23 protein-coding genes are annotated in these 22,168 nt (G+C 67.7%); 8 read left to right on the top strand and 15 right to left on the bottom strand.

Features of this window, described 5'->3' with window-relative positions:
* Nucleotides 1-171 precede the first annotated feature (171 nt).
* The 4 genes from NBRGI_RS07625 (at nucleotide 172) to NBRGI_RS07610 (ending at nucleotide 3,902) form a co-directional block, all read left to right on the top strand.
* The gene (locus NBRGI_RS07625; RefSeq protein WP_029893939.1) at nucleotides 172-885 is read left to right on the top strand and encodes a DUF899 family protein; all 714 of its coding nucleotides are present in this window, start codon (nucleotides 172-174) and stop codon (nucleotides 883-885) included.
* A gap of 392 nt (nucleotides 886-1,277) precedes the next feature.
* The gene (gene mvk / locus NBRGI_RS07620) at nucleotides 1,278-2,279 is read left to right on the top strand and encodes a mevalonate kinase (protein WP_051727559.1); all 1,002 of its coding nucleotides are present in this window, start codon (nucleotides 1,278-1,280) and stop codon (nucleotides 2,277-2,279) included.
* A gap of 365 nt (nucleotides 2,280-2,644) precedes the next feature.
* A complete protein-coding gene (locus tag NBRGI_RS47270) occupies nucleotides 2,645-2,842 on the top strand; it encodes a hypothetical protein (RefSeq protein ID WP_148310724.1) in 198 nt (65 codons plus the stop codon).
* Nucleotides 2,843-3,107: 265 nt separating this feature from the next.
* Nucleotides 3,108-3,902, top strand: a complete 795-nt coding sequence (locus tag NBRGI_RS07610) for an IclR family transcriptional regulator (protein ID WP_051727558.1) — start codon at nucleotides 3,108-3,110, stop codon at nucleotides 3,900-3,902.
* A 346-nt stretch (nucleotides 3,903-4,248) separates the two neighbouring features.
* Here the strand turns inward: NBRGI_RS07610 and NBRGI_RS07605 are convergent, their stop codons facing one another.
* Nucleotides 4,249-4,923 carry a GntR family transcriptional regulator gene (locus tag NBRGI_RS07605; RefSeq protein WP_029893933.1) on the bottom strand — a complete coding sequence of 225 codons (675 nt, stop codon included), beginning with the start codon at nucleotides 4,921-4,923 and terminating at the stop codon, nucleotides 4,249-4,251.
* 73 nt (nucleotides 4,924-4,996) lie between these two features.
* Here NBRGI_RS07605 and NBRGI_RS07600 point away from each other — a divergent pair, with 73 nt between their 5' ends.
* Together NBRGI_RS07600 and NBRGI_RS07595 are read left to right on the top strand one after the other, a co-directional pair.
* Nucleotides 4,997-5,419 carry a VOC family protein gene (locus NBRGI_RS07600; protein WP_029893931.1) on the top strand — a complete coding sequence of 141 codons (423 nt, stop codon included), beginning with the start codon at nucleotides 4,997-4,999 and terminating at the stop codon, nucleotides 5,417-5,419.
* On the top strand, nucleotides 5,416-6,177 hold the full coding sequence (locus NBRGI_RS07595) for an SDR family NAD(P)-dependent oxidoreductase (RefSeq protein WP_029893929.1): 762 nt from the start codon (nucleotides 5,416-5,418) through the stop codon (nucleotides 6,175-6,177). Before NBRGI_RS07600 ends, NBRGI_RS07595 begins: the two co-directional genes overlap by 4 nt.
* A 166-nt stretch (nucleotides 6,178-6,343) precedes the next feature.
* Here NBRGI_RS07595 and NBRGI_RS07590 read toward each other — a convergent pair whose 3' ends face one another.
* From NBRGI_RS07590 to NBRGI_RS49580, 12 genes are all read right to left on the bottom strand, one after another.
* Nucleotides 6,344-7,771: an MFS transporter gene (locus NBRGI_RS07590; RefSeq protein ID WP_029893928.1), complete on the bottom strand. Its 1,428-nt coding sequence runs from the start codon at nucleotides 7,769-7,771 to the stop codon at nucleotides 6,344-6,346.
* Nucleotides 7,772-7,911: 140 nt separating this feature from the next.
* Nucleotides 7,912-8,421 carry a MarR family winged helix-turn-helix transcriptional regulator gene (locus NBRGI_RS07585; protein WP_029893926.1) on the bottom strand — a complete coding sequence of 170 codons (510 nt, stop codon included), beginning with the start codon at nucleotides 8,419-8,421 and terminating at the stop codon, nucleotides 7,912-7,914.
* Nucleotides 8,422-8,493: 72 nt separating this feature from the next.
* The gene (locus tag NBRGI_RS07580) at nucleotides 8,494-9,474 is read right to left on the bottom strand and encodes a DUF5914 domain-containing protein (RefSeq protein WP_029893924.1); all 981 of its coding nucleotides are present in this window, start codon (nucleotides 9,472-9,474) and stop codon (nucleotides 8,494-8,496) included.
* Nucleotides 9,471-11,057 carry an FAD-dependent oxidoreductase gene (locus NBRGI_RS07575; protein WP_029893922.1) on the bottom strand — a complete coding sequence of 529 codons (1,587 nt, stop codon included), beginning with the start codon at nucleotides 11,055-11,057 and terminating at the stop codon, nucleotides 9,471-9,473. Before NBRGI_RS07575 ends, NBRGI_RS07580 begins: the two co-directional genes overlap by 4 nt.
* Nucleotides 11,054-11,386, bottom strand: a complete 333-nt coding sequence (locus tag NBRGI_RS07570) for a lycopene cyclase domain-containing protein (protein ID WP_029893920.1) — start codon at nucleotides 11,384-11,386, stop codon at nucleotides 11,054-11,056. Before NBRGI_RS07570 ends, NBRGI_RS07575 begins: the two co-directional genes overlap by 4 nt.
* Nucleotides 11,383-11,721, bottom strand: a complete 339-nt coding sequence (locus NBRGI_RS07565; protein ID WP_029893918.1) for a lycopene cyclase domain-containing protein — start codon at nucleotides 11,719-11,721, stop codon at nucleotides 11,383-11,385. Before NBRGI_RS07565 ends, NBRGI_RS07570 begins: the two co-directional genes overlap by 4 nt.
* Nucleotides 11,722-11,730: 9 nt before the next feature.
* Nucleotides 11,731-12,717 (bottom strand): phytoene/squalene synthase family protein, encoded by a 987-nt coding sequence (locus NBRGI_RS07560; RefSeq protein ID WP_029893917.1) that lies wholly within the window; start codon nucleotides 12,715-12,717, stop codon nucleotides 11,731-11,733.
* Nucleotides 12,714-14,237: a phytoene desaturase family protein gene (gene crtI, locus NBRGI_RS07555; RefSeq protein ID WP_036557883.1), complete on the bottom strand. Its 1,524-nt coding sequence runs from the start codon at nucleotides 14,235-14,237 to the stop codon at nucleotides 12,714-12,716. The genes NBRGI_RS07560 and crtI overlap by 4 nt, the downstream gene beginning before the upstream one ends.
* A 13-nt stretch (nucleotides 14,238-14,250) precedes the next feature.
* Entirely contained in the window at nucleotides 14,251-15,363 is a 1,113-nt protein-coding gene (locus NBRGI_RS07550) for a polyprenyl synthetase family protein (protein WP_029893915.1), read from the bottom strand.
* Nucleotides 15,360-16,682: a glycosyltransferase gene (locus tag NBRGI_RS07545; RefSeq protein WP_081877961.1), complete on the bottom strand. Its 1,323-nt coding sequence runs from the start codon at nucleotides 16,680-16,682 to the stop codon at nucleotides 15,360-15,362. Before NBRGI_RS07545 ends, NBRGI_RS07550 begins: the two co-directional genes overlap by 4 nt.
* Nucleotides 16,667-16,858 carry a hypothetical protein gene (locus NBRGI_RS07540; RefSeq protein WP_029893911.1) on the bottom strand — a complete coding sequence of 64 codons (192 nt, stop codon included), beginning with the start codon at nucleotides 16,856-16,858 and terminating at the stop codon, nucleotides 16,667-16,669. The genes NBRGI_RS07545 and NBRGI_RS07540 overlap by 16 nt, the downstream gene beginning before the upstream one ends.
* A gap of 288 nt (nucleotides 16,859-17,146) precedes the next feature.
* Nucleotides 17,147-18,019 (bottom strand): MerR family transcriptional regulator, encoded by an 873-nt coding sequence (locus tag NBRGI_RS49580; protein WP_029893909.1) that lies wholly within the window; start codon nucleotides 18,017-18,019, stop codon nucleotides 17,147-17,149.
* Between the two features lie 219 nt (nucleotides 18,020-18,238).
* Between NBRGI_RS49580 and NBRGI_RS07530 the strand changes: the two genes are divergently transcribed.
* Both NBRGI_RS07530 and NBRGI_RS07525 read left to right on the top strand, forming a co-directional pair.
* Nucleotides 18,239-18,739: a DUF6764 family protein gene (locus tag NBRGI_RS07530; RefSeq protein ID WP_029893907.1), complete on the top strand. Its 501-nt coding sequence runs from the start codon at nucleotides 18,239-18,241 to the stop codon at nucleotides 18,737-18,739.
* Between the two features lie 102 nt (nucleotides 18,740-18,841).
* Nucleotides 18,842-19,714 carry a class I SAM-dependent methyltransferase gene (locus NBRGI_RS07525; protein ID WP_063726238.1) on the top strand — a complete coding sequence of 291 codons (873 nt, stop codon included), beginning with the start codon at nucleotides 18,842-18,844 and terminating at the stop codon, nucleotides 19,712-19,714.
* 189 nt (nucleotides 19,715-19,903) lie between these two features.
* On the opposite strand, the gene NBRGI_RS07520 is transcribed toward NBRGI_RS07525, so the two are convergent.
* A complete protein-coding gene (locus NBRGI_RS07520) occupies nucleotides 19,904-21,181 on the bottom strand; it encodes an epoxide hydrolase family protein (protein WP_029893903.1) in 1,278 nt (425 codons plus the stop codon).
* Nucleotides 21,182-21,300: 119 nt separating this feature from the next.
* Nucleotides 21,301-22,168: helix-turn-helix domain-containing protein (locus NBRGI_RS07515; protein WP_370627699.1), on the bottom strand; the 868-nt coding region annotated here is incomplete at its 5' end.

Below are 22,168 nucleotides of genomic sequence, written 5' to 3'. Positions count from 1 at the left end.
GCACTCCTCACCACCATGCCAGGTAGGTATATAAATATATAGTAACTGCCCACACGATGGTGGCAAGCCCGAGTTCGCGATAGCTTCGTGTCGCTCTTGAGGTCCCGTCCCCCGTGCTCTACCTTGACCGAGGGCAGGCTCACTATCCGAAACCAGAGGAGATCCCCCGTCATGGGCGAAGTGGATGCCGCGGCGATGGAACCGATGTGGCCCAAGGGCGCGAGCGACGAATACGTCACGGCCCGTATCGAACTGGCGAAAGCCGAACGCACGCTACGCGATCAGATCGAGGCGGTGGCCGCCGCCCGCCGGGAGATGCCGCCCGGACGCACCCTCGACGACTACGCCTTCGCCGAGGGCCCGGCCGACCTCGGCAGGCCCGGACCGATCCGGACCACGAGACTGCGGGAGCTGTTCGGCGAGCACGACACCCTCGTCGTTTACCACCTGATGTTCCATCCCGACGACGATGCGGCCTGCCCGATGTGCTCGATGTGGGTCGACGGCTTCCAAGGCGTCGCGCATCATCTGGGCCAGCGGACCAGTTTCGCCGTCATCGCCAAGGCTCCGCTGCCGAAACTGCGCGGCTGGGCGCTGCGGCGCGGCTGGGACGGCCTGCGCATCCTCTCCAGCCACGAGACCACCTTCAACGCCGACCTGAACGCCGAACGTCCCGACGGCGACCAACGACCGATGATCAGCGTCTTCACCACCGAGGGCGACAAGGTGCGCCACTTCTACACCCTGCCCGCCAACTTCCTCGACGACGCGCAACGCGGCATCGACCTCCTGTCCCCGGTCTGGAACGTCCTCGACCTGCTCCCCGCCGGGCGCGGCGAGTGGTACGCCGAAAACGACTACGCCGGGCGTGCACGCGAGGCCTGAGCGGCCAGATACGCACTCCTGAAGGCGCGCACACGCCGCCACCGATCACGATCGCGGCCGGATCCGCCCGACGCCTATGTATCGAAGACCGACCATGGGTGAGGGGCAGGCTCCTCGTCGGCCGGTACCGCGTCGAGACCGGACCTTGCCGGTCAGAGTCGCCGTCAACGTCGAGCAGGTCTCGCCCACGGCGGGATTGCCGGCGACCATGTGGTCGGTCAGTTGGCGGCGCAGCTCGTGGAGTTCGCGGACGAACCGCCGCCGGTCGTCCGCAGGTGCGACAGGACGGGTGTCGATCTTCGTTCCGTTCCACGGAACGGCGGGTGGCGAGCGGGGGCCGCGCCCCGTGCAATCGAAAGACCTTCACCCGCCGCAGAGTTGGGAGCTCGAGCGTGATTTCCGACAACCTGTACCGCACCGCACAGCGACACCGAGCAGGCGCGGGGAGCGCGCACGGCAAGATCATTCTGCTCGGTGAGCACATGGTGGTCTACGGCATGCCGGCCATCGCGGTACCGATGCCCGAACTCCGCGCGCACGCCACCGCATACGGTCGCGCGGCGGCCGACTCCCCTGCCGCGGACGCCGTGCTCGACGCACAACGCTCGCGCAGCCGCCTCGTGCACGTCGACCCGCGTTCCGACGGCCGGTCGGAGGACAGCGTCGTGGTGGCCGCACACGCCTTCATGCGGTTGGTGGGTTACAAGGAGCGCGGCGTCGACCTCGTCCTGCGGTGTGCGATACCTCCCGGCCGGGGCCTCGGCGCCAGTGCCGCATGCGCCGTCGCGGCCGTGCGGGCGCTCGCCGATCATCTCGATTGCGTACTGACACCGGAGATCTTGCACCGGGCGGTACAGCACGGCGAAGACATGGCCCATGGCACCGCGAGCGGCATCGACGCGGTCGCCTGCATGGCAGACGGACCGGTCTGGTTCGAATCGGGCTGGGTACAACCGCTTTCAGGGCCGACACGGGCCCGCATCGTGGCAGCCGATACCGGAATCACGGGCAGCACCAGGGCCGCGGTCACCCAGGTCCGCACCCAGCTCGCGAGCGAGATCAACCGGGCACGAACACATTTGGTCAACGCAGCGGCGCTGACCCGCATGGCGGCCGAGGACCTCGCCGCGGGCCGGGTGGCCGAGCTGGGCAAGCACTGCACCGCTTTCCACGCCATGCTGTGCGAAATCGGTGTCAGCTGCGGCGCACTCGATCGGCTGGTCGCCGCCGCGATCGAGGCCGGTGCGGTGGGCGCGAAACTGACCGGCGGCGGTCTGGGCGGGTGCATGATCGCGCTCGCCGAAGACGACGAGCAAGCCGCCACCGTCCGCACGGCGCTGCAACAGGCCGGCGCCGTGCGCACCTGGACCGTTCCGCTCGGATGCCGGGCCTGAACGCCCACGCCGCAGCACTTCCCCGACCCGACGCCGGACGCGCGATCGTCAGATAGTCCGGCACCTGCGCCACCGCGAAGTGCCCCTACTGCGGCCCATCCTCGTTTACCGGCCGCCGGGATGTTGCGGGATCCCAGTCGGACGAGCGATCACCAGGTAATGGTTGCGGGATCGGCCGAAAGCCCTCCGCCACCCGGTGGTCAATCGCCCAGGCCGAAACGGGCTCTATGCGTGGGCGTCGGCGGCTGGTGTCGATCTGTGGGTTCACTGAGAAGTTGCCTCTGGCGTCGATATATGCATATTTCCGCATATATCTTGGAGATCGCAGGGCCGAACGATGGCCCTCCCGATCGAAAGGACCGAGCATGGCATCGACGCTGGCGCGAATTCTCGCAATGACCAAGGGCGGCAAGGTGAACAGCGCGACCGTCAAGTCGGCGATCCGCGCGAACGAGGACACGATCAAGCGCGCGACCGACCTCCTCGACGCGCGGACCGCCGGACGCTACCGCGGCAAGCTGGACAAACTTCAGCAGTCGGCGACGAAGTGGGCAAATCAGTAGTTTCCCGACCGGAATCGGCCGGTTCACGGAACGGCGTTCTGCACTTAGCGCGTGCAAACTCCGGGCAGGGGGTTACGGCGTGGATCTTCCTGAGTAGGTTCGGGCTCGGCGGGCTCGGAAGTAGTTGCCACAAGGGAGTGATCGATGTCCATCATGCTGCGGTATCCACGCCCGCTCGTGCGCGAGAGCGAAACCCCTGTCCAATTGCCGGCGGCGGCAACCGAGCGGGGAACTCCGCAGGCCCGGCCGCGCGAGCTCCGGTGCGATGTCTGAGCAGCCGGAGGGCCTGGTCGCTCGGTCCGCCCGATTGCTGGATCTGCTCGGCGATCAGGTCGAACCGGTCAGCCCCGCCGACCTCGCGCGCCGGGCCGAGTTGCCCAAGACCACGGTCTGGCGACTGATCAGAGTCCTGTGCGCCAACGGGCTGATCGAGCAGCAGGGGCCCGGTTACGTCGTCGGGCAGCGATTGATGCGCATCGCCGTGCCGCCGCCGGAGAACCGAGATCTGTTGCGCGCGGCGGCCGTTCCGTTTCTCGTCGACTTGCACGTGCGCACCGGGGCGACGGTGTCACTCGGCGTCCTGGCCGGTTCCCAGGTGCGGTACACGGAGCGGATCTACGGGCACGCCGCGGCCCGAACGCCGTCGTTCGGTCAGACCTTCGCGCCGGTCCACTGCACCGCGATCGGCAAGGTCCTGCTGGCGTTCGCCCTGGATCAGCCCGCCGACCTGCTGCGGGCCAAGTGCTTCGACCAGATGACACCGCGCACGATAACCGATGGCGCGGAACTGAAATCACACCTCGCCCGCGTGCGCAGCACCGGAATCGCCACCAGCGACGAGGAATTCACCCGCGGGGTGCGCTGCGTGGCCACACCGGTGATGGATCGGCGGCGTCGTCCCGTCGCCGCGATCGCGATCGGCGATACCGTGGCGCGGTTCGACATCGACAGCGCGTGCGCTTTGATCCGCCGGACGGCGTTCGCGGTGTCGGTAGCGTTGCGAACCGGCACGCACAGCGCGCGGACGGAACCCATCACGCGCGCGCATCGGTACCGGTGACCGGCCCGCGCCGGACGTTCCGCGTTTTGCCGTGGCCGCACCAGCGATCAGCGCGACCGAGCTCAACCACCTTCTAACAGCATCGATTATCAGCAGTGACATCTACCTACCTGTGCATTCCGATCCAGGTAATCCGCAGCGCTTCCAGCGGACCTGCCACACCCGGTCGGTCAGGGGGCTGCCCGACACCGGGTCGCCGAGGGCACCGATCCCGACTGAACGTAGTGCCCGCCGCGCACAATTCGTCGTCCCGCGCGCGTGTCAGCCGAGCGACACGCACGCGCCGTACGAAACCTTGCGCGGCACCTGTGGCCGGCACCGGCTGCGGGAGCGACCTGCGGCGCACTCAAGCCGAGAGGTGGGCGAGCAGACTGCGCCGGGCCGAGTCGACGTGCTCTTCGGCGCAGCGCGCCAGGGTGTCTCGATCACCGGAGCGCAGCAACTCCGCCAGCTCACGATGCTCATCGATCACCCGATCCCGATAGTGTTCGTATCCCGCTGCGACACGGTGCATCTGGAACAGATAGACCTGCGACCGCACGGCCTGCCACGCTTGGCTGAGCCGTTGGTTCCCGGCGGCGTCGTAGATCTGGTCGTGGAAGGCGATGTCGAGAGCGAGCAGTCGCGGCCCGGACGCCGCACCGGCGATCTCGGCCGCCATCGCCGCGACCAGGTCGTCCAGCGGCGCCAACTGCTGCGGACTCGCGGTGACCTGGGCGCTGATCGCAGCCAACCGGTCGAGGGCGCCGCGGACCGCGTAGACCTCCTCGATGTCGTGCGGCGTGACCTCGATGACGGCAGTGCCGCGATGCCACCCGCTGCGGATCAAGCCTTCGCGCTGCAGCAGGGCCAGGCCCTCGCGAACCGATCCGCGGCTGACACCGAGCGCGGCGGCGAGTTCGACCTCGCGCAGCGGCGCACCGGGTGCGATGTCACCGGCGAAGATCGCGTCGCGGATGACGTCGGCGGCCTCGTTCGCGAGCCCGCGACGTGCCGCCTTGGGCAGCGGTAGGTTGCTCATGTCTTAATGTTGACATTAGGACATGGTGCGGAGCAAGCTGAAAGCCTCGTTGAAGGAAAAAGGAGTGCCGGCCATGCCAACCCGTCCCGCCATGCATTTGGCCATCCCGGTCGATGACCTGGACGCCGCCCGCCGCTTCTACGGAGACGTCCTCGGACTCGAGCAAGGGCGCAGCAGCGATCACTGGATCGACTGGAACCTGCACGGCCACCAGTTGGTGACCCATCTGGTCGCAGGCGAGATCGCCGCGCAGGGACTGAGCGAAGTCGACGGACATCACGTGCCGGTGCCGCATTTCGGACTGCTCCTGCAAGCGAACGACTTCCACGCCCTGGCCGAGCGGCTGCGCACGGCCGGTGTGGAATTCGTGATCGAGCCATACCTGCGATTCCCCGGTCGACCCGCGCAACAGTGGACGATGTTCTTCCGGGATCCGGCCGGTAATGCGTTGGAGTTCAAGGCCTTCGCCGATGAGACGCAGGTGTTCGCGCGATGAGACGGGTGTTGGTGACCGGGGCATCCCGCGGGATCGGCCGGGCGGTGGCAGTGGCGTTCGCCGAAAACGGTGATCGCGTAGCGGTGCACTATGGCAAGGACGCCGACGCCGCTGCGCGAACTCTGCGGCTGTTGCCCGGCGCGGGGCACACCACGATCACCGGAGACCTCGGTGATCCCGACGCCGCGTGCCAGGTCGTCGAGACGGCCGTGGATGCGCTGGGCGGAATCGACATCCTGGTAAACAATGCCGCCGTCGCCACCTCGGCCACCACCCGGCACCCGGTCGCGGAGGTCGATTTCGGTCAATGGCAACGGATTTGGCAGCAGATGCTCGATGTCAACCTGCTCGGCGCGGTGCACCTGACGTACGGGGTCGCCCGGCATCTGATCGATCGCGGCGCGCCCGGTCGCGTGATAAACATCGGCTCCCGCGGCGCGTTCCGCGGCGAACCCGAATTTCCCGCATACGCGGCAAGCAAGGCCGCGCTGCACGCCTTCGGACAGTCCATGGCGGTCGCGCTCGCACCCCATGGCATCGCGGTGACCTCCGTGGCACCCGGATTCATCGGCACTGAGCGACAAGAGGCGAAACTCGCGAGCGACGCCGGTGACGAGGTCCGCGCCCAGAGCCCGTTCGGCCGGGTCGGCACACCGGACGAAGTCGCCGCCGCCGTGCTCTACCTGGCCTCCCCCAACGCCACCTGGGCCTCGGGCACAATCCTCGACCTCAACGGCGCCTCCTACCTGCGCAGCTGAATACTGTACGCGCGGCGCGGATCACGCACGCGCCGCGCTGTCGTAGCGCCAGAACGATCGCACACTAAGCGATACCGCGCTGGAATCGGCCGCGCCCTGGTCGATTTCGCCGAGCGTTACTGTGCCACTCATCGGCCCGCCGGACATCGAGCGAGTTCGCGACCCGCTACGCCGGCGCTTGCGAGCCGACGAACTCGGCTGCTTCCTCTTCGGATCGGGCGGCGGGGGCCGAACCCCACATGTGTCTGCCGTTGGGCTCTTGGAGGAAGTAGACCGATGCGGCGCCTATGACGCCGGCGATGATCAGATAGTAGGCGGGCCAGTTCAAATCGCCGGTCAGGCCGACGAGGGCGCCGACGACGACCGAGGTGGTGCCCGCGAACAGGGATACCGCGACGTTGAATGCGACCGACAGGCCCGCGCCGCGCACCTTCGTGGGGAACAGTGAGGGCAGAGTCGAGGGCATCGTGGCGCTGAAGCAGATCAGCGTCAGGCCCATCATCAACAGGCCCACGAAAACGGCGAACGCATTGTTCGTGCGGACCAGTAGCACCATCGGGAACGAGAGCACGATCAACGCCGCGATACCGGTCCAGATGATCGGTTTACGGCCGACCCGATCGGAGAGGAAACCGATCACCGGAATGGTCAGCAACGCCACGGCCATCACCGCGATCTGCAGCCACTGCGAGACCGACGTGGACACCCCTGCGCCGGTCGCGTCTGGCACCGTGGCGGTGACATAGGTCGGCATATAGGAAGTCAGCATGTAATTGGGGACGTTCCAGACCACGACCAGGCCCATGCAGACCAGGACGTACGGCCACAGCTTCGCCAGGATCTTGGCCTCGTCGCCGGTCTTGTTCGCCTGCTCGCGCTGCTCGGACTCTTTTTCCAATGCGGCGAAAGCCGGAGTGTCGGCCAAACGCATTCGCAGGTAGACGCCGACGAGGCCGAGCGGCAGCGCGAGGAAGAACGGCAGTCGCCAGCCCCACGCCAGTAACTGGTCATGGCTCAGTGTGGCATCGGCGAGCGTGACGACCAATGCGCCGAGCAGATATCCGGTGAAAGTGCCGAATTCCAGCCAGCTGCCGAGAAATCCGCGTCGCCGGTCCGGCGCGTATTCGGCGATGAAGGTCATCGCATTGCCGTATTCACCGCCCGTGGAGAACCCCTGCAACAGCCGTGCGCATAGCAGCAGCATGGGTGCCCAGAAGCCGATCGAATTCTGATCCGGGATGCAGCCGATGGCGAAGGTGCCGAGCGCCATCAGGATCATCGTGGTCGCCAGCACCCGATTACGGCCGATCCGGTCGGCCAGCGGACCGAAGAACATCCCGCCCAACGGGCGAACGAGGAACGCCACCGCGAACAGGCCGAAGGTGGCGATCGTGCCGGCGGTGTCGCCGAGATCGGCGAAGAACACCTCTTTGATCGTGGGCTCGAAATAGGCGTAGACGCCGAAGTCGTACCACTCGGTGATATTGCCGATGCTCGCCGCGCCGATCGCCCGGCGGATGATCGGCGGATCGGTGACGACGATGTCGTCCAGCGACCAACGCCTCGGACCTTCGCGCGGGGTCAGCACAGCCACAAGGACACAACCTCCTCGAGTTCGCGATCCGCAGCCGCGCTGCTCCCTCCTCCAAGGCGATGGCGGCAATATCTCAGGTTAAGTCGACGGCGGACCGATCACTGAGCGACGCTCCGCAGAGCTCTGTCCCGGCCCAGGGCTCAGCGCTCCGGCGCAAGAGCGCTGTAATAGTGGCGCATCGCCTCGGTCACGGAGTGCAGCACTTTGTGCGCGGCGGTCAATTCCGTATCCGTCATGCCGGTCATGGCGGAGCTGATGTGATTGCTCACCGGTGTGAAGAACTCGCGCGCGACCCGCATCCCGTGCTCGTCGTAGCGCAGGATCACCTTGCGGCGGTCGGCGGCATCGGTTTCTCTTCGGATGTGCCCGGAAGCGATCATCCGTTCGACCAGATACGTCACGGCCGCCGAGGTGACGCCGAGCATGCCGCCGAGCTGTCCCGCGGTGAGCGGTTTGCCCTCCATGTCCGCGACGGCGATGAGCAGCAAGGCACGAAAATCATTGGGCCGCAGGTCGTTCGACCGAGCGAATACATGGCCGATCTCCTCGGAGACCGCGGTCAGCGCACGAATGTCGAGGGCGATCGCCTGCTCCAGCTCCGCGCGCGCTCCCCCCGGGCGCGGGTCTCTCGTCGGCTCGTCGTTGTCCATGATCCGGGTAGCTTAACCTGGTACGCCCGTCCACTTGCGGGACCGGTCGCGCCGGTTTCGGGGCTTCCGGCATCAACGCGGCCGGTTGCGCAGGTGATAGCGGCGCTCGGCATAGATCAGGTCGTCACGCCACAGCCGGTCGGCCGCATACCGCATCACCGGACGCAACAGCGGCAGCACCGGTCTGGCGTGACGGAAGCCCGGACGCTCGGAATAGGCGATCACGGCCTCGACCACGGCGGTCCGCGCGCGACCGTCCGGGCCCGGACCCATTGGGGTGGCATGCGTTTCGACCACGCTGCCGGTCCCTTCGCCGGAGATGATCCGCATGACGATGGTGCGCGGATCCGGACAGGTGAATTCCGCCTCGACCGGCACGCCGAGCCGGCGGGTCACCCGGAAGGTCACCGTCAGCAGGAACCGATGACTGTCCTCGGTGATGCCGTGACGTGGCGGCGTCTGCGTCACCTCCAAACGGGCGAAAGAGTACGGGTGGAACCAGGATCCGTGCCAAGGATCGAGCCGGTTGGCGATGATGTCGCGGGGTTCGCAGCTGCCGACCAGGCGGGTCACGGCGTGTACGGTCGCGTCAGCGGGGCGATCGCCGAGAATCGGTGCGGCGGTGGGCTCTTCGCCGCCGACCGCGTCCAGGCGCACCCAGGCGAGCACCCCGTCGTCGTGACCGGGATACGGGCACCATCGCGACGAGCCCTGCGCGCCGACCCGCAGGCCGTGCCACCGGCAGATCAACGCGGCGTCTTCGATCTGCGCGGTCGCCAGATCGGCCCCCAAGTGTGGGCACGCCCCGGGACCGACGTGCAGGCTGCCGCTGCGATCGCGCCACGCGACGATCTCCACGCCGGCGACCGTGGTGGCGAACGGCCGATCCCGGCGGATCTCCCGGCTGCCGGCGATGACGTACCAATTGCCCGACGGCCGCCCCTGGGACCAGCGCAGCGCCGCCGCGATCAACGCCGGATCGGCGTCGGCGTAGGTGGGACGTTGCCGTGACCACTTCTCCGGCGAGAACCGTTGCAGCGGAATCTTGTTCATCGCTCAGTCCTTCCGCGCCCGGCCAGCGAACGCAATACCGCCGAGCGCCCCTGGCCAGGTACCGTCTGCAACCGGTGCCCCGCACCGCCCCATCGGCTCAGCAGCGCGTTCGCCGCGAGCCAGCCGGTGGTCGCGGCTCGTTCCATGAGCGCGACCGGTAGATCGACTCGGATGCCGTCACCGGCGAGCACGAGTCCGGGTTGCGGTGTCCGCACTCCGGGCCTTCGCGCGAAATCGCCAGGGGCGAACCGAGGGCAGTCCTGGCGCCACAACATGGTTTCACCGACGATCCGCGCGTCGGCGGTTTCGGGATAGATCTCGTGCAGCCGGGCGAGCAGTCGGTGGCGCACCCGCTCGGCCTGCGCGTCCGGCGGCGGCCCGCCCGCTACCGCATAGGCGTGCAGTTCGATGACGCTGCCACCGTGCTCGCGGGCCCAGTCGGACGACTGGCGTTCGTAGGTGTCCACGACGCTGATGTTGTCCAGCGGGTCCATCCCACCGGTTCCCAGGAATCCGGGCCGATCCGCGCGCACCGGACGGTCCAGCCACAGGCGATAGACGGCGAAGCTCGGCGCTGTCGCCAAATTCGCTATGTCAGAGCGCCATTCGGCGGTGCCGAGGGCCGGCGACGCCGCCACGATGCGACGCAGACCGGCGATATCGGCAGCCAGCACCACCGCGTCGGCCGAGATCGTCGCGCCGGCGTCGTCGATGACGGTGAACCCGCCGCCGGTGGTCTCGATCCGGTCCACCGGCACACCCGTGTGGAACCGGACGTTTCCGGGGCGTCCCTGAATATCGGATGCGGTGAGGTAATCGCGCAGCGGGGTCCACAGACTCGCGTCGAAATTGTCCGCCGCGACGTCGAATACCAGTCCCTCGCTGGAACCGAGGAAATAGATGTGGAACATCGTCGCCAGTTCCGCGGCCGACATGTGCCGGGGTTCGACGAAGAAGCTGCGCGAGAACACCTCGAACGCCAAGTGCCGGGCCGCTTCCGGGAAGTTGATCTCGCGCAGGAACGTTTCCGCGTCGAGGTGGTCGAGCAACTCGTAGATACCCGGCACCGAGACAGCGGCCAGCGGCGCTGCCGCACGCGCATCGAGCCGGATCAGATCCCGCAGCCGAAATGTGGGGCTGCGCAACGCGAAGGCCAGCGCGTTCCACGGCGGGGTCCGGGGCAGACCGCGAAAGCTGTCCAGGCGGCCGTGGGCATCGATCAGCGGGTAGTCGTCGAGCCTGCGCAACCTGTCGAGCCGCGGATCACTGCGCGACAACAACTTTCGCAAGTTGTAGTACTGCGCGAAGAAGGCGTGGAAGCCGCGATTCATGGCGACCGGGGTGCCGTCGGGAAGCTGGTGTGCCCAGCCGCCCACTCGCCCGCCCAGATAGTGCTCCCGCTCGACCACTTCGACGTCGACACCGCGCTCGGCCAAGCCGGTCGCGGCGGCCAACCCCGCGATGCCCGCGCCCACGACGACCGCTCTGGGCCGTATGCCCCCTCGGCCGAGATCGCCCAGGCCCGGTGCCGCCGGGTAGCGCACCCGGCGCGAATCACGCCCGATTTCGGTGACGGTGGTCATCGTCGAGGTTCCTCCTGTCGCTGCCGCGTCCGCTCCCAGCCGAGCAGCACCGCGGTCACCAGCGCGAACCCGAAGAGAAAGTCCTCCACCGGGATGTCCAACGGAAAGCGGAGTCCGAGAATATGGTTCGGGTCGTAGCTGACGATGGGGGCATGCAGCTTGGTCAGCCAGCCGTCGACCGGGATCTGGAAGCCGAGCACGATCACCATCGACAGCCAGTAGGCCGGGCGGCGAAACAACCCGGTGCGCAGCCATTTCCACTCCAGCGCGCAGACTACGACGACCGCCGCGACGGCGGGCAGCGTGTAGCCGATGCCACCGAAGTTCACCGTTCGGCCCGCTTCCGGCGCACCGTCGCGGCGGTGCGCAGCAGCCGCTCGACCGCCACGAAGGTCAGTAGCCCGCACAGCGGCACCACCACGAAGAACAGCAGTTCCTCCAGCGGTAGCCCACCCGGCAGCAGGACCCCGATTATGTACCGCGAGTTGAAACTCCACACGCCCGCGGCGCTCGCGAGGAGATCCCAGACGACGAACGCGGCGACGGGCACGAGGGTGCCGAGCAGCAGTCGAGGCCTGCGATACACGCCCTGGCCGACGAATTCCAGCGGGACCGTCAGCAGCACGCACGCGACCAGAACGAGGAGATAATGCCATCGGTCCACGCGCCCTCCTCAGCGTTCCTCGTGGGCGGTGCCGCGCACCGGTGCGGGCGCCGGAACCGGCGCAGGTCGTGCGTCACTGCGCCGACGGACCCACCATGCTTGGACCGCACCGGATACGCCGACGCGCAGCCGTGTCCCGGTGCCGACCCTGGCCCGATGGCCGAACACTTCGAAATCGCGCTGCTCGATGCGATCGAGAATGCGCGCGTAGAGCGTCAATGCCGTCGCTACGCAGGGCCGGGAACGCGGCGCCAGTGACTCGATGCCGGCGCGAGCGTAGTCGTAGATCCCCCGGGTGATCTCGTGTTGTGCGGCCAACGCGGCACGGACCCGCGGCTCGACTTTGCGGTTCCTGCTGCACCACAGCAGCAGTTCGCGATCGACGCCGTGCGCGGCGAGCTCGTCGGCGGGCAGGTACACGCGGTCGCGCGCCAAATCCTCGTCGATGTCGCGCAGAAAGTTGGTGAGCTGGAACGCTTTACCCAAGGCCGCCGCGTACGGGGCCGCCTGGGGCACCGACGTCGCGGTCCCGAGCACCGGCAGCAACTGCAGTCCGATCACCTCCGCCGAACCGTAGACATAGTCGTCGAGTTCGGATCGGGTCGGGTAGTCGGTGACCGACAGGTCCATACGCATCGAGGTCAGGAACGCGTCGAAGAGATGTCCGGGGATGCGATAACGCTCGGCGGTGTGCAGCACCGCCGCGAGCACCGGGTCGCCGTCGGCGTCGCCGGACTCGAATTGCTGTGCCAGCAGGCCTAACCGGCTTGCGCGCTCGGGCACGGTGAGCAACGGATCGAAGCCGTCGAGGATGTCGTCCGCACGCCGCGCGAACCCGTAGAGGGCGTGCACCGCGGGTCGCTGATCCGGCGCGAGCAACCGCGTCGCGAGGAAGAAGGTCTTGCCGTGTCTGGCGTTGAGCGCCCGGCATTCTCGGTAGGACCGGCGTAGGGCCGGGTCGCTGATGCCCGCGGCGTCGAGTTCGGTGCGCGTCATCGGACCTGCCGATCCGCTGCGGCCACCGCGGCCTGCCTGGCCTCGCTCCATGCGCCGGTCACTCGATCCGCGGCCAGGCGGCCGGAGATCAGCACCGGCGGTATCCCGACACCCGGAACGGTGGAACCGCCGGCCAACACCACGTTCTCGATACCGCGGATCATGTTGGCGGGACGGAACGGCCCCGTTTGCGCGAAGGTGTGCGCCAGGGCGAAGGGACTGCCGTCGAGCATGTCCTGCCGGGCCCAGTCCGCGGGAGTCACCACCTGCAGCACCTGCGCCTCGCGCAGCGCCTCGGGTCCCAGCCGCTGGCGCGCGATGGCGAGGATGTGCTCGGCGTATTCCGGACCTGTTCGATCCCAATCTATTTCGCCGCGGGACAGGTTCGGCGCGGGCGCGAGCAGGTAGAACAGGTCTCGCCCCGGCGGAGCGAGCGAGGGATCCGCGGCGGTGGGCCGCGTGAGCAGCAACGAGGGGTCGGACATGACCCGTCCGTCGGAGGTGATCTCGCGGAAGACGCTTTCCCAGGCCGCACCGAACAGCAGTGAATGGTGCGGGAGCTCGCTGCCGCGTGCACAACCGAGGTGCAGGATCACCGCCGAGGGGGCGGCGCGCACGGCGATCGGACGCCGCGAACGGTGGCCGAGCAGAGCGTGGCTGCGGTGCAGTTCGGTGGTCAGGACCAGTGCGTCACAGGCTATTTCGTCACCCTGATCGGTCCGCACCGCGTGCACTCGGCCGCCGGAGCTGACCAGCTCCGTCACCGATGCGCCGTAACGGAACCGCACACCGGCATCGGTGGCCGCCGCCGCCAACGCGTCGGGCACCGCACGCATGCCCCCGCGCGGAAAATACACCCCCGCCATGGTGTCCATGTGGGCGATCACGGCGTACGCCGCCAGCGCACGCTGCGGAGCGACGCCGGCGTACAACGACTGAAAGGTGAAGACCCGCCGCAATTGCGGGTCGCTGATGAACTCGGCGACCTTGCGGTCCCAGCCGCGGAATCCGCCCAGGGCGACCAGCCGGGCCAGGGCGGGCGAAACCAGCGACAGCGGCGATTCGAAGTTCGACCCGATGAAACGATCGAACTCCGCCGCGTACAGCTTGCCCAGCCAGTCACGGAGCCTGCGATATCCCGCGGCCTGCTCGGGTCCGGCGAACGCGTCGACCCGCCGCGTCATCTCCTCGGCGTCGCTGTGTACGTCGAGCGTGCGGCCGTCGGCGAACCGGGCCTGATAGGCAGGAGTCACCGGGAGCAGATCCACCCGGTCCGCGGTCTTCTCCCCTACCGCCGCGAAAACGTCATCGAGCAGGTCGGGCATCGTGAGCACGGTCGGGCCGGTGTCGATGCGATAACCATCGATATCGAGCCGACCCATCCGGCCGCCCGGCGTGGCGTCTCGCTCGACCACCGTGACCGAACGTCCCCGGCCGGCCAGGTGCAGGGCAGTCGACAAACCCGCCAGACCCGCGCCGACGACTACGACATGATCGGTGCGGCCTTTTACGGTGCGCATCATCTCTCCCTCGTCACAGCTGCCGCGCAGTGCACAGCAGCGCCATGTGTTCCAGTGCCGCACGTCGATCCGAGGCCAGCGCGGCGGCGCCGAGCATCGCGGTGGCATCGGTCACCCGGTCGGCGATCATCGACTCGATGTACTCCGGCGCCCCGCTCGACGCGATCAACTCCCGGCAGCGCGCGATCGCGGCGGTGTCGAGCACCGGCTGACCGGTCAACTCCGCCAACTCGATTCGAGTAGCGCTGTCGGCCACCTCGAACGCGGTGACCACCACGCTGGTCGCTTTGTGCTGGCCGAGGTCACTGTCTTCCGGCTTCCCGGTGACCGCGGCGGACCCGAAAACGCCGAGCAGGTCGTCGCGCAGCTGGAAGGCCTCGCCGATGAGCGTCCCGTAGCGGCCGAGCACGCTTCTCGTCGTCGCCGGGCAATCGGCCAGTGCCGCACCGAGTTCCAGCGGGCGGCGCACGGTGTAGTTGCCCGATTTCGCGCGCGCGATGGCCAGCACCGCGTCCAGGGTGGGCATTTCCCGGCTGTCGTTGGACAGGTCGGCGAACTGCCCCACCGCCAATTCGATCCGCATCCGGTCGTACAGCGACCACAATCGCGCCAGCGCATCGGGCGCGATCCCGCTGTCACGCAGCATCTGTTCGGCCCACACCAGGCACATGTCGCCGAGCAGGGTCGCCGCCGAGGCGCCGAACCGGGCCGCCGACCCGGATCGGCCGTTCGTGTGATGCCGCTCAGCCAGCCGCAGATGGGCGGCCGCTTCGCCGCGGCGCAGCATCCCCTCGTCCATCACATCGTCTTGCAGCAGGGCGAAGGCGTGCAACAACTCCAGGCTGGCGGCTGCCCGCACGGCGGCCGGATCCGGCTCCTCCCCGCACAGCCAACCCAGGTACATGAAGGTGGACCGCAGGCACTTGCCGCCGAGCACGTACTGCCGCAAGACTTCGTCGACACCCGTGATCGCCAGCTCCTCGATTCGAGCCTGCCGCAAGAAGTCTTCGAGTTCGCCGAGAACTCGATCACGAAATTCCTGCTGCCAGCGGACGAAGTCGCGCCCGCGATCCCACCCGGCCGCCGTCCGCGACGGTCCGACCGGATCGAAATACACTGTGCTCACTGGGGTTCTCCGTTTCGGGTAGCCGCGACGCCGGGATCGGCTCGTTGCCTGGCATGAACAGACGACACCTGCGCCAACGCCGTGGCGATCGATTCGAACGGGGCGTATCCGGCGATCTCGGTGGCCATCCGCCGGGCCGCCGCGCGGATGTGCGGAGCAGACGCGACGTGGTCGACGGCAGCCGCGAGCGCGGCGGGCCGGGGACGAGCCGTCCCCAGATCGACGCCGGCGCCGGAATAGGCGACACGGGAAGCGATTTCGGGCTTGTCAGCGGTGTCACCCGCGACGATCAGCGGCACCCCGTGCCGCAATGCCTGCTGCACGCCGCCGTACCCGCCGTTGGTGATCATCACATCCACATGTGGCAGCAAATGTTCGTAGGGAACGAAGTCCGTGACGTAAGCATTAGCCGGAACCGGAGCAGCGGGCATAGGCGCACCACCGGTACATGCGACCACCAGCACGTCTCGACGGTCACCCAACGCCGTCAGCGTCGGCCGGATCAGTTGATCGAGATCGCTGTTGTCCCAAGTGCCCTGGGTCACGTGCACCACTGTGCGCCCAGTACGCAACGCGTCCCACCACGCCGGCAACACCGGATCCGCAGCGGTGCCGGGCGGGATCGGCCCGGTGAAGACCACCGAATCGGGTAGATCACCACGCGGGTACTCGAACCCGGGCACGGTGAACTGCAGGATCCGGTCGGCCAGTACGGGCCAGTCCAGCAGAAAACGAGGCGCGGGACCTACACCTAGGTCACGCAGCACCGCGTCGAGGCGCGTCTGCGCCCCGCGAAAGAGCAGGCGCTGCACGACGCGGTTCATCGCCGTGTAGTCGCGCCCCGTGCGGGGCCGCCACCCGGTGCCGAACGGCGCGCAGTCCGCGCTCGACAACATCAGCGGCACGACTCCGCACGCGAGTACCGGCGGACGCGCCGCGGCGCCGAGCACGAGCGGTATCGCGCCGGTGAACATGACATCGACCAGCACCGCATCGAACTCGGTCCGCTCCAGCACGGCACGCAGCGCGCGATACTGGGCGCGCAGTGGCGACAGGAAGCTGGTCCGCATCTCGATCGTGCCGGTTCGCCAGCGCCGCACCAGGTTCGGCGTTCGGCCGCGACCGGCCGGCACGCGTGCCACCTCGGCTTCACGCGGCAGGGACGTCGCGGGCACGCCACTTGCCCGGACCGCGTCCACGAAGGCCGCACCGGTCAAGAACCGCACGTCGTGACCACGCCGACGCAACTCGGCCGCCACCGCCAGCATGGGTGTCACATGCCCGGGAATCGGTGACGCCGCGATCAGATATCGAGCCATGCAACTGTTCCTTCGCTGGTCGCCAGGTAGGCGCCGGCCATGTCGAGCCCTGCGATCCGGACGGCGGGCGGCGACGCTGCCGCCCGCCCCAGTAAGGCCTCGACGCCGCCGGAGCAGGGCCGCTGCCTCGCGTTCACCGCCTCGGCGCCGATCGCCACCCCCGTGCCGGGTGACATGGCGCCGATCGGGAAGACCGTACGGGTACGAACCCACGCAAGCTCCTCTCGGGCGGTTGAGACACATCCTACGCTAAACGATGCGAAAACGATGCAACACGTCGACAGCATTGTCCGGTTCCTGAACTCTCGGGCATTTCCGTCAAACCCCTTGCGGCACAACATTGCAGCGGCGACAGGTCCGGCTCGCTACCGAGCCGTCCGTCACGACGGGGCGCCGCGCACACCGGCACGGCTCGTCAGACTCTTTCAGAAACTTAATCATTTGCCAAGCCTTGCCCTGACGATTCAGGCGAGAATCTCGATCGCCTCCTCCAGCGAGCCGACCCGAATCACCCCCTCGGGTAGGTCGTTCGCGCACCATCCGGGCCCCGCTACGACGGTGCGCGCCGTAGTGTCACGCACCGTCCGCGCCAGCTCCGGACTCGCCGTCTCGCGCGTATGCGACCACAACACCGCGACACTGCCCGGCCCCTGCTTCGCCATCGCGTCGACGAGCGCACCCGCCGGCACCGACGCACCCAGCAGCACCGCGGGGATACCGCGCTCGGCCAGCGCCGCACGCAGCACTTCCAGCGGCAGCGAGTGCGTCTCCCCCGCGACGCACGCGAGCACGACAACCGGCACACCGGACACCGGCCGCAGCAGCGGCACCACCCGGTGCAGACTCGTGGCTACCGCCCAGGACAACACGTGCTCGACATCGATCAAACGATCGCCGTCGGCCTGCCGCCGTTCGATCTCCGCAAACGCCGGGCGGCACAACTGATTCCACGTCGCGACGACGCCGTAGCCGACGAAATGTCCGATGATCGTCGCCAGCAGCTCCGTTGGGTCAAGGCGTTCCGCGGCCGCCAGCACGGGCGCCGTATCGCCGAGCGCAGGAACCGGAACAGCGACCGCGCGCGCCGCTCGGGCGGCGTTGCCAGGACTCGCCCCGGCCCGCACCAACCCCACCATCCGCGTGATCACGGCGAGATCGGTCTGCGAATAGTGCCGATGCCTGCCCGGCCGATGCAGGGACGGACCGAGGCCATAGCGCTGGGTCCAGCTGCGCAACGTCGCGACCGGGATTCCGACCATCCGAGCCGCCTGCCCCACGGTGTATTCGACAGCGGGCGCACGGGATCCCCCACCGCCCGCGCCCTCGAGCCCGGTCACGAGCCGCCACCGAGGACAACCGGCCGGCCAGGCACCATCGCTTCTCCTCAGATCGGGTCTTGATGCACGATACCAACTATCGATGCACTATTGATGCAAGGTAGCCCGTTCAACATAGTTCATTTGCTTAACTATTAAGTGTTTGAGATTGTTGGCGTAGGGCAACCGGCTGGTGGATGGCCACCTTGTGGCAACGATCGACAGACTTAGGGAGAACCCATGTTCCACAACACTTCTCGCCGATTGACCGCAAGCCTGCTCGGGCTCGGTCTCTCGACCGTGGGTGCGGCCTGGATCGCCGCGCCGTACGCCGCGGCCGCACCGGCCGCGGATTGCCGCGCGCCCGGCGCCAGTCGAGTCGTCGGTGCGGCCGACGGGTCGCAGTGCGCGGCGACCAGCGTCGATGGCAGCGCGGCGGCGGCGTTCGGCTTCGACGGCACCGCTTACGCCGACGCCGGTCCCGCGAGCCTGGCGCTGGCGCTGGCGCAGAACGGCGGCACCGCCACCGCACGATCGCAGTCCCTGGCGGGTCCGGCCGCGATCGCCATCGGTCCCGGAGCCACCGTAGATGCCGCCGGAGTCCGCCCGGGACTGTCGATCGCCATCGCCGGGCCGGGGGCCACCGTCGAACTGACCGGGCAGACCGGACCCACCTGCCGCGGCGGACTCGCGTTCGCCGGTGACTTCCAAACGTTGCAGGGGTGCCTGTCCACCCGGTGATCCGGCGCAGTTCCTTGTCGACGCGAGGTCGCACCAGCGGCCTCGCGTCGACGGCGGGTCCGCCACCTCGACGACGCATCCGAATATCAGAAGGAGTGCGATATGCAAGTGGGTCAGCCGAGCCGGACCGCGTTGGGCGCTGCCCGGGGACGCGCAGTGCATCAGAGCGCCGATGAACCAGTGATCTTTCGCGATCCGCTGGCTGTCCCGATCGCCGAGGCGGCCGCCGTGCTATCTCCCGAGGACCGGGAAGTGCCATGGGAGGCACGGCTCTTCCTTGCGATGCGGCACCGCTTCGCCGAGGACGAACTCGCCGCCCGCGCCGACGACGTGCGTCAGGTCGTGGTGCTGGGCGCCGGTCTGGACACCTTCGGGGTGCGCAACACCTATCCGAACGTGACGGTTTTCGAGGTCGATCACCCCGACACCCAGGCCTGGAAACGGGACCGCCTCACCGATGCCCGGATAGCGGTTCCCGCATCGTTACGTTTCGTCGCAGTGGATTTCGAGACCGACTCCCTCTCGAATCGGCTGCACGAGTCCGGATTCGATCCCGCCGCACCGACCTTCTTCCTCTGGCTGGGCGTGGTCCAATACCTCACCGATGCGGCGATCGACACCACCCTGGGTTTCATCGCCGAACTGCCCGCGCCGAGCCAGTTGATCATCGACTACAGCGAGCCGATATCGGCCCTGCCCCCGGGCAACCGGGCAATGGTCGAAGTCCTCGCCGGAGTCATGGCGTCCATCGGCGAGCCATGGCTGTCGCTGTTCACAGCAGACGAAATCGCCACCAAGCTGACCGGATTCGGCTTCGGTGATATCGAGGACCTGGGCTGGCAGGACATGATCGCCCGCTTCGCGCCGGACAGCACCGCTACCGATCAGGTCGGTGGGCATGTCCTGCGAGCCGCACACCCAGGTCACCACTCCGTCCGAGCAGAAGCCGAGGGCAAAGATGAACGCCACGAATAGTTTTCGACCACTCGCGCTCGCCACGCTGCTGCGCACGGGCGCGGCAGTCGCGGCGACCGCATCGGCCGGATCGGCGGAGGCAGGCCAGGATCGGCGTCGCTCCTGCCGCGGTAAAGCGCCCTGCGCCGGATAGCCGACCCTGCGGGTTCGCGTTGCCGCGACCTGGCGGCGCGCGGTCGCCGCTCCCGTTCAGTCGAGCTTTGCGAAGAAGGTGCGCAGGTCTGTGATGAGCGAGTCGGGGGCTTCCATGGCCAGGAAGTGGCCGCCGTGGTCGAGTTCGTTCCAGCGGACGATGTGGTGATCGCGTTCGGCCCAGCGGCGGATGGTGACGTCGTGGGCGGAGACCAGCACGGCGGTCGGCACGGTGCTGCGCACGGCGGTTGCCCAGTCCGCTGCATCGTCGGATTGCTCGGCGCCCCAGCCGTTCCCGTCTTCGGCGCTGCCGTTTGCGCCGGTTTGCCCCACGTCCTCGCTGTCACCGGCAGGGGTGTCGGCGGACCAGTCCGCACCGCTCCATACGTTCGCCACGACGTCCTCGTAGTAGACCTGCGCCGCCGAACCCGCGGTGCCGGTCAGCCAATACAGCGAGATGTCGAGGAGGATGCGATCACGGTCGATGCTGTCCTCGGGCAGACCGTCTTCGGGCATGGTCAGCTCCTTGAACTTCTCCACGATCCAGGCGAGCTGACCTACCGGCGAATCGTGCAGCCCATAGGTCACCGTCTGCGGGCGCTTCGAATTGCATTGCAGATAGGCATCATTGAAGTTCAGCATGCGATCCCAGCGATGCTGTTCGACCTCGCTCAGCCCGTCCATCTCGCCGTCGGCGCCGATCGGGAACGTGATCATCGCACTGACGTGAACGCCGACAACCTGATCCGGGTACTGCCTGCCGAGGTGCGGGGCCACGAACGCGCCGGTGTCATAGCCATGCACCCCGTAGCGGTCGTACCCGAGCCGAGTCATCAACTGACCGAACACCGTTGCCATCTTGGCGGTGCTCATGCCCGGACCGGCCAGCGGCGTGGAGAACCCGAAGCCGGGCAGCGACGGGATGACCAGATGAAAGGCCTCTGCCGAATCTCCGCCGTGTGCAACGGGATTCGACAGCGGACCGATCACGTCGAGAAAGTCGGTGAAGCCGCCCGGCCAGCCGTGCAGCAGCAGCAACGGCGTCGCATCCGGTTCCGGCGAGCGGACGTGCAGAAAGTGGACGTTCTGCCCGTCGACCGTGGTCATGCACTGCGGGAGCTCGTTGAGCATGGCTTCCTGTGCCCGCCAATCGAATTCGGTGCGCCAATAGTCGGCCAGCTCTTTCAGGTACCCGACCGGAACGCCTCGACTCCAGCCCACGCCGGGCACCTCGCCGGGCCAGCGGGTGTTGGCGAGCCGCGCGTGCAGGTCATCGAGTTCAGCCTGCGGAAAATCGATGCGGAAGGGACGGATGCTGTCTGGGGTGTTTGCCATGACGTCGACGGTATTGAGCGCTTAGGACAGCGCTGTTCCTAAGCGCAAACTTCGGCGACGTTCCCCCCTCCGGAACCAGGATCTGCGCGACGAACTTGCCGAAGCTGCCTGAACGCGACTCACAGCGCCGCGGCGGCCTCGATCATCAGCGCCCGGGAACGTTCCGGTGACTCCGCCTGAATCGAGAGGCGGTCCATGACCCCGCGGTAGAGCCGGACATCTTCCGGACGATCCAGATACAGCGCGGTGGTCAACTGCTCCAAGTAGATGATGTCGGTCAGTTCCTGTTCGGCGAAGCGCAAGACGGTGAACGAACTGCCCGCGGCCGCGCTGCCACCGGAGCCGTATGACAGCACCTGGATCGTCACGTTGGGCTTGGCGGACACAGTGACGAGATGCTCGATCTGCTCCCGCTGGACCGCCGTACCGCCGACCGGCCGATGCAGCACCGCCTCATCGAGCACCGCCCAAAGAAACGGTCCGCCAGGGGCATCCAGAATCCGCTGCCGGTTGGTTCGCAACTCCACACGACGTGCCGCCTCGTTGCTGTCCTCACCCATCTCGACGACGGCGGCAGCGTAGTTCCCGGTCTGTAACAGACCCGGAACCAGTTGGCCCTCATAGGTTCTGATCATCTGTGCCGCGCCCTCGAGACCGACGTAGGTCTCGAACCATTGCGGCAACAGGTCGTTGTACCGATGCCACCAGCCCGGCTCGTTGGCCTTGCGTGCGAGATCGATGAACATCGCCCGCTGCTCGGGGTCGGTCACTCCGTAGAGATCCAGCAGATCCGCGATGTCACGTTCTTTGAACCCGGTGCGCCCCAGCTCGAGCCGGCTGATCTTGGCATACGAGCCGCGAATGTGGTCACCCGCCTCTTGCGGTGTGACGCCACATTGCTCACGGAGTTTTCGAAGCTGACCGCCGACCGCGATCCGCAACGCCGTCGGCCCTAATTCTGCGACTCGGGGGTCGACGACGATCCGG

Origin of the sequence: Nocardia brasiliensis IFM 10847 (genome assembly GCF_000710915.1) — a bacterium.
In the GTDB taxonomy this organism is placed as follows: Bacteria; Actinomycetota; Actinomycetes; order Mycobacteriales; family Mycobacteriaceae; genus Nocardia; species Nocardia brasiliensis_A.
The sequence above is the reverse complement of the archived record's forward strand: the minus strand, read 5'-3'. Positions and strand labels throughout refer to the sequence as shown.

Excerpts from the sequence above, each read along its gene's own strand:
- NBRGI_RS07625 (WP_029893939.1), top strand. The coding sequence starts at position 172 with ATGGGCGAAGTGGATGCCGCGGCGATGGAACCGATGTGGCCCAAGGGC.
- NBRGI_RS47270 (WP_148310724.1), top strand. The coding sequence starts at position 2,645 with ATGGCATCGACGCTGGCGCGAATTCTCGCAATGACCAAGGGCGGCAAG.
- NBRGI_RS07610 (WP_051727558.1), top strand. The coding sequence starts at position 3,108 with ATGTCTGAGCAGCCGGAGGGCCTGGTCGCTCGGTCCGCCCGATTGCTG.
- NBRGI_RS07605 (WP_029893933.1), bottom strand. The coding sequence starts at position 4,923 with ATGAGCAACCTACCGCTGCCCAAGGCGGCACGTCGCGGGCTCGCGAAC.
- NBRGI_RS07600 (WP_029893931.1), top strand. The coding sequence starts at position 4,997 with ATGCCAACCCGTCCCGCCATGCATTTGGCCATCCCGGTCGATGACCTG.
- NBRGI_RS07595 (WP_029893929.1), top strand. The coding sequence starts at position 5,416 with ATGAGACGGGTGTTGGTGACCGGGGCATCCCGCGGGATCGGCCGGGCG.
- NBRGI_RS07585 (WP_029893926.1), bottom strand. The coding sequence starts at position 8,421 with ATGGACAACGACGAGCCGACGAGAGACCCGCGCCCGGGGGGAGCGCGC.
- NBRGI_RS07580 (WP_029893924.1), bottom strand. The coding sequence starts at position 9,474 with ATGAACAAGATTCCGCTGCAACGGTTCTCGCCGGAGAAGTGGTCACGG.
- NBRGI_RS07575 (WP_029893922.1), bottom strand. The coding sequence starts at position 11,057 with ATGACCACCGTCACCGAAATCGGGCGTGATTCGCGCCGGGTGCGCTAC.
- NBRGI_RS07560 (WP_029893917.1), bottom strand. The coding sequence starts at position 12,717 with ATGACGCGCACCGAACTCGACGCCGCGGGCATCAGCGACCCGGCCCTA.
- crtI (WP_036557883.1), bottom strand. The coding sequence starts at position 14,237 with ATGCGCACCGTAAAAGGCCGCACCGATCATGTCGTAGTCGTCGGCGCG.
- NBRGI_RS07545 (WP_081877961.1), bottom strand. The coding sequence starts at position 16,682 with ATGGCTCGATATCTGATCGCGGCGTCACCGATTCCCGGGCATGTGACA.
- NBRGI_RS07540 (WP_029893911.1), bottom strand. The coding sequence starts at position 16,858 with ATGTCACCCGGCACGGGGGTGGCGATCGGCGCCGAGGCGGTGAACGCG.
- NBRGI_RS07530 (WP_029893907.1), top strand. The coding sequence starts at position 18,239 with ATGTTCCACAACACTTCTCGCCGATTGACCGCAAGCCTGCTCGGGCTC.
- NBRGI_RS07525 (WP_063726238.1), top strand. The coding sequence starts at position 18,842 with ATGCAAGTGGGTCAGCCGAGCCGGACCGCGTTGGGCGCTGCCCGGGGA.
- NBRGI_RS07520 (WP_029893903.1), bottom strand. The coding sequence starts at position 21,181 with ATGGCAAACACCCCAGACAGCATCCGTCCCTTCCGCATCGATTTTCCG.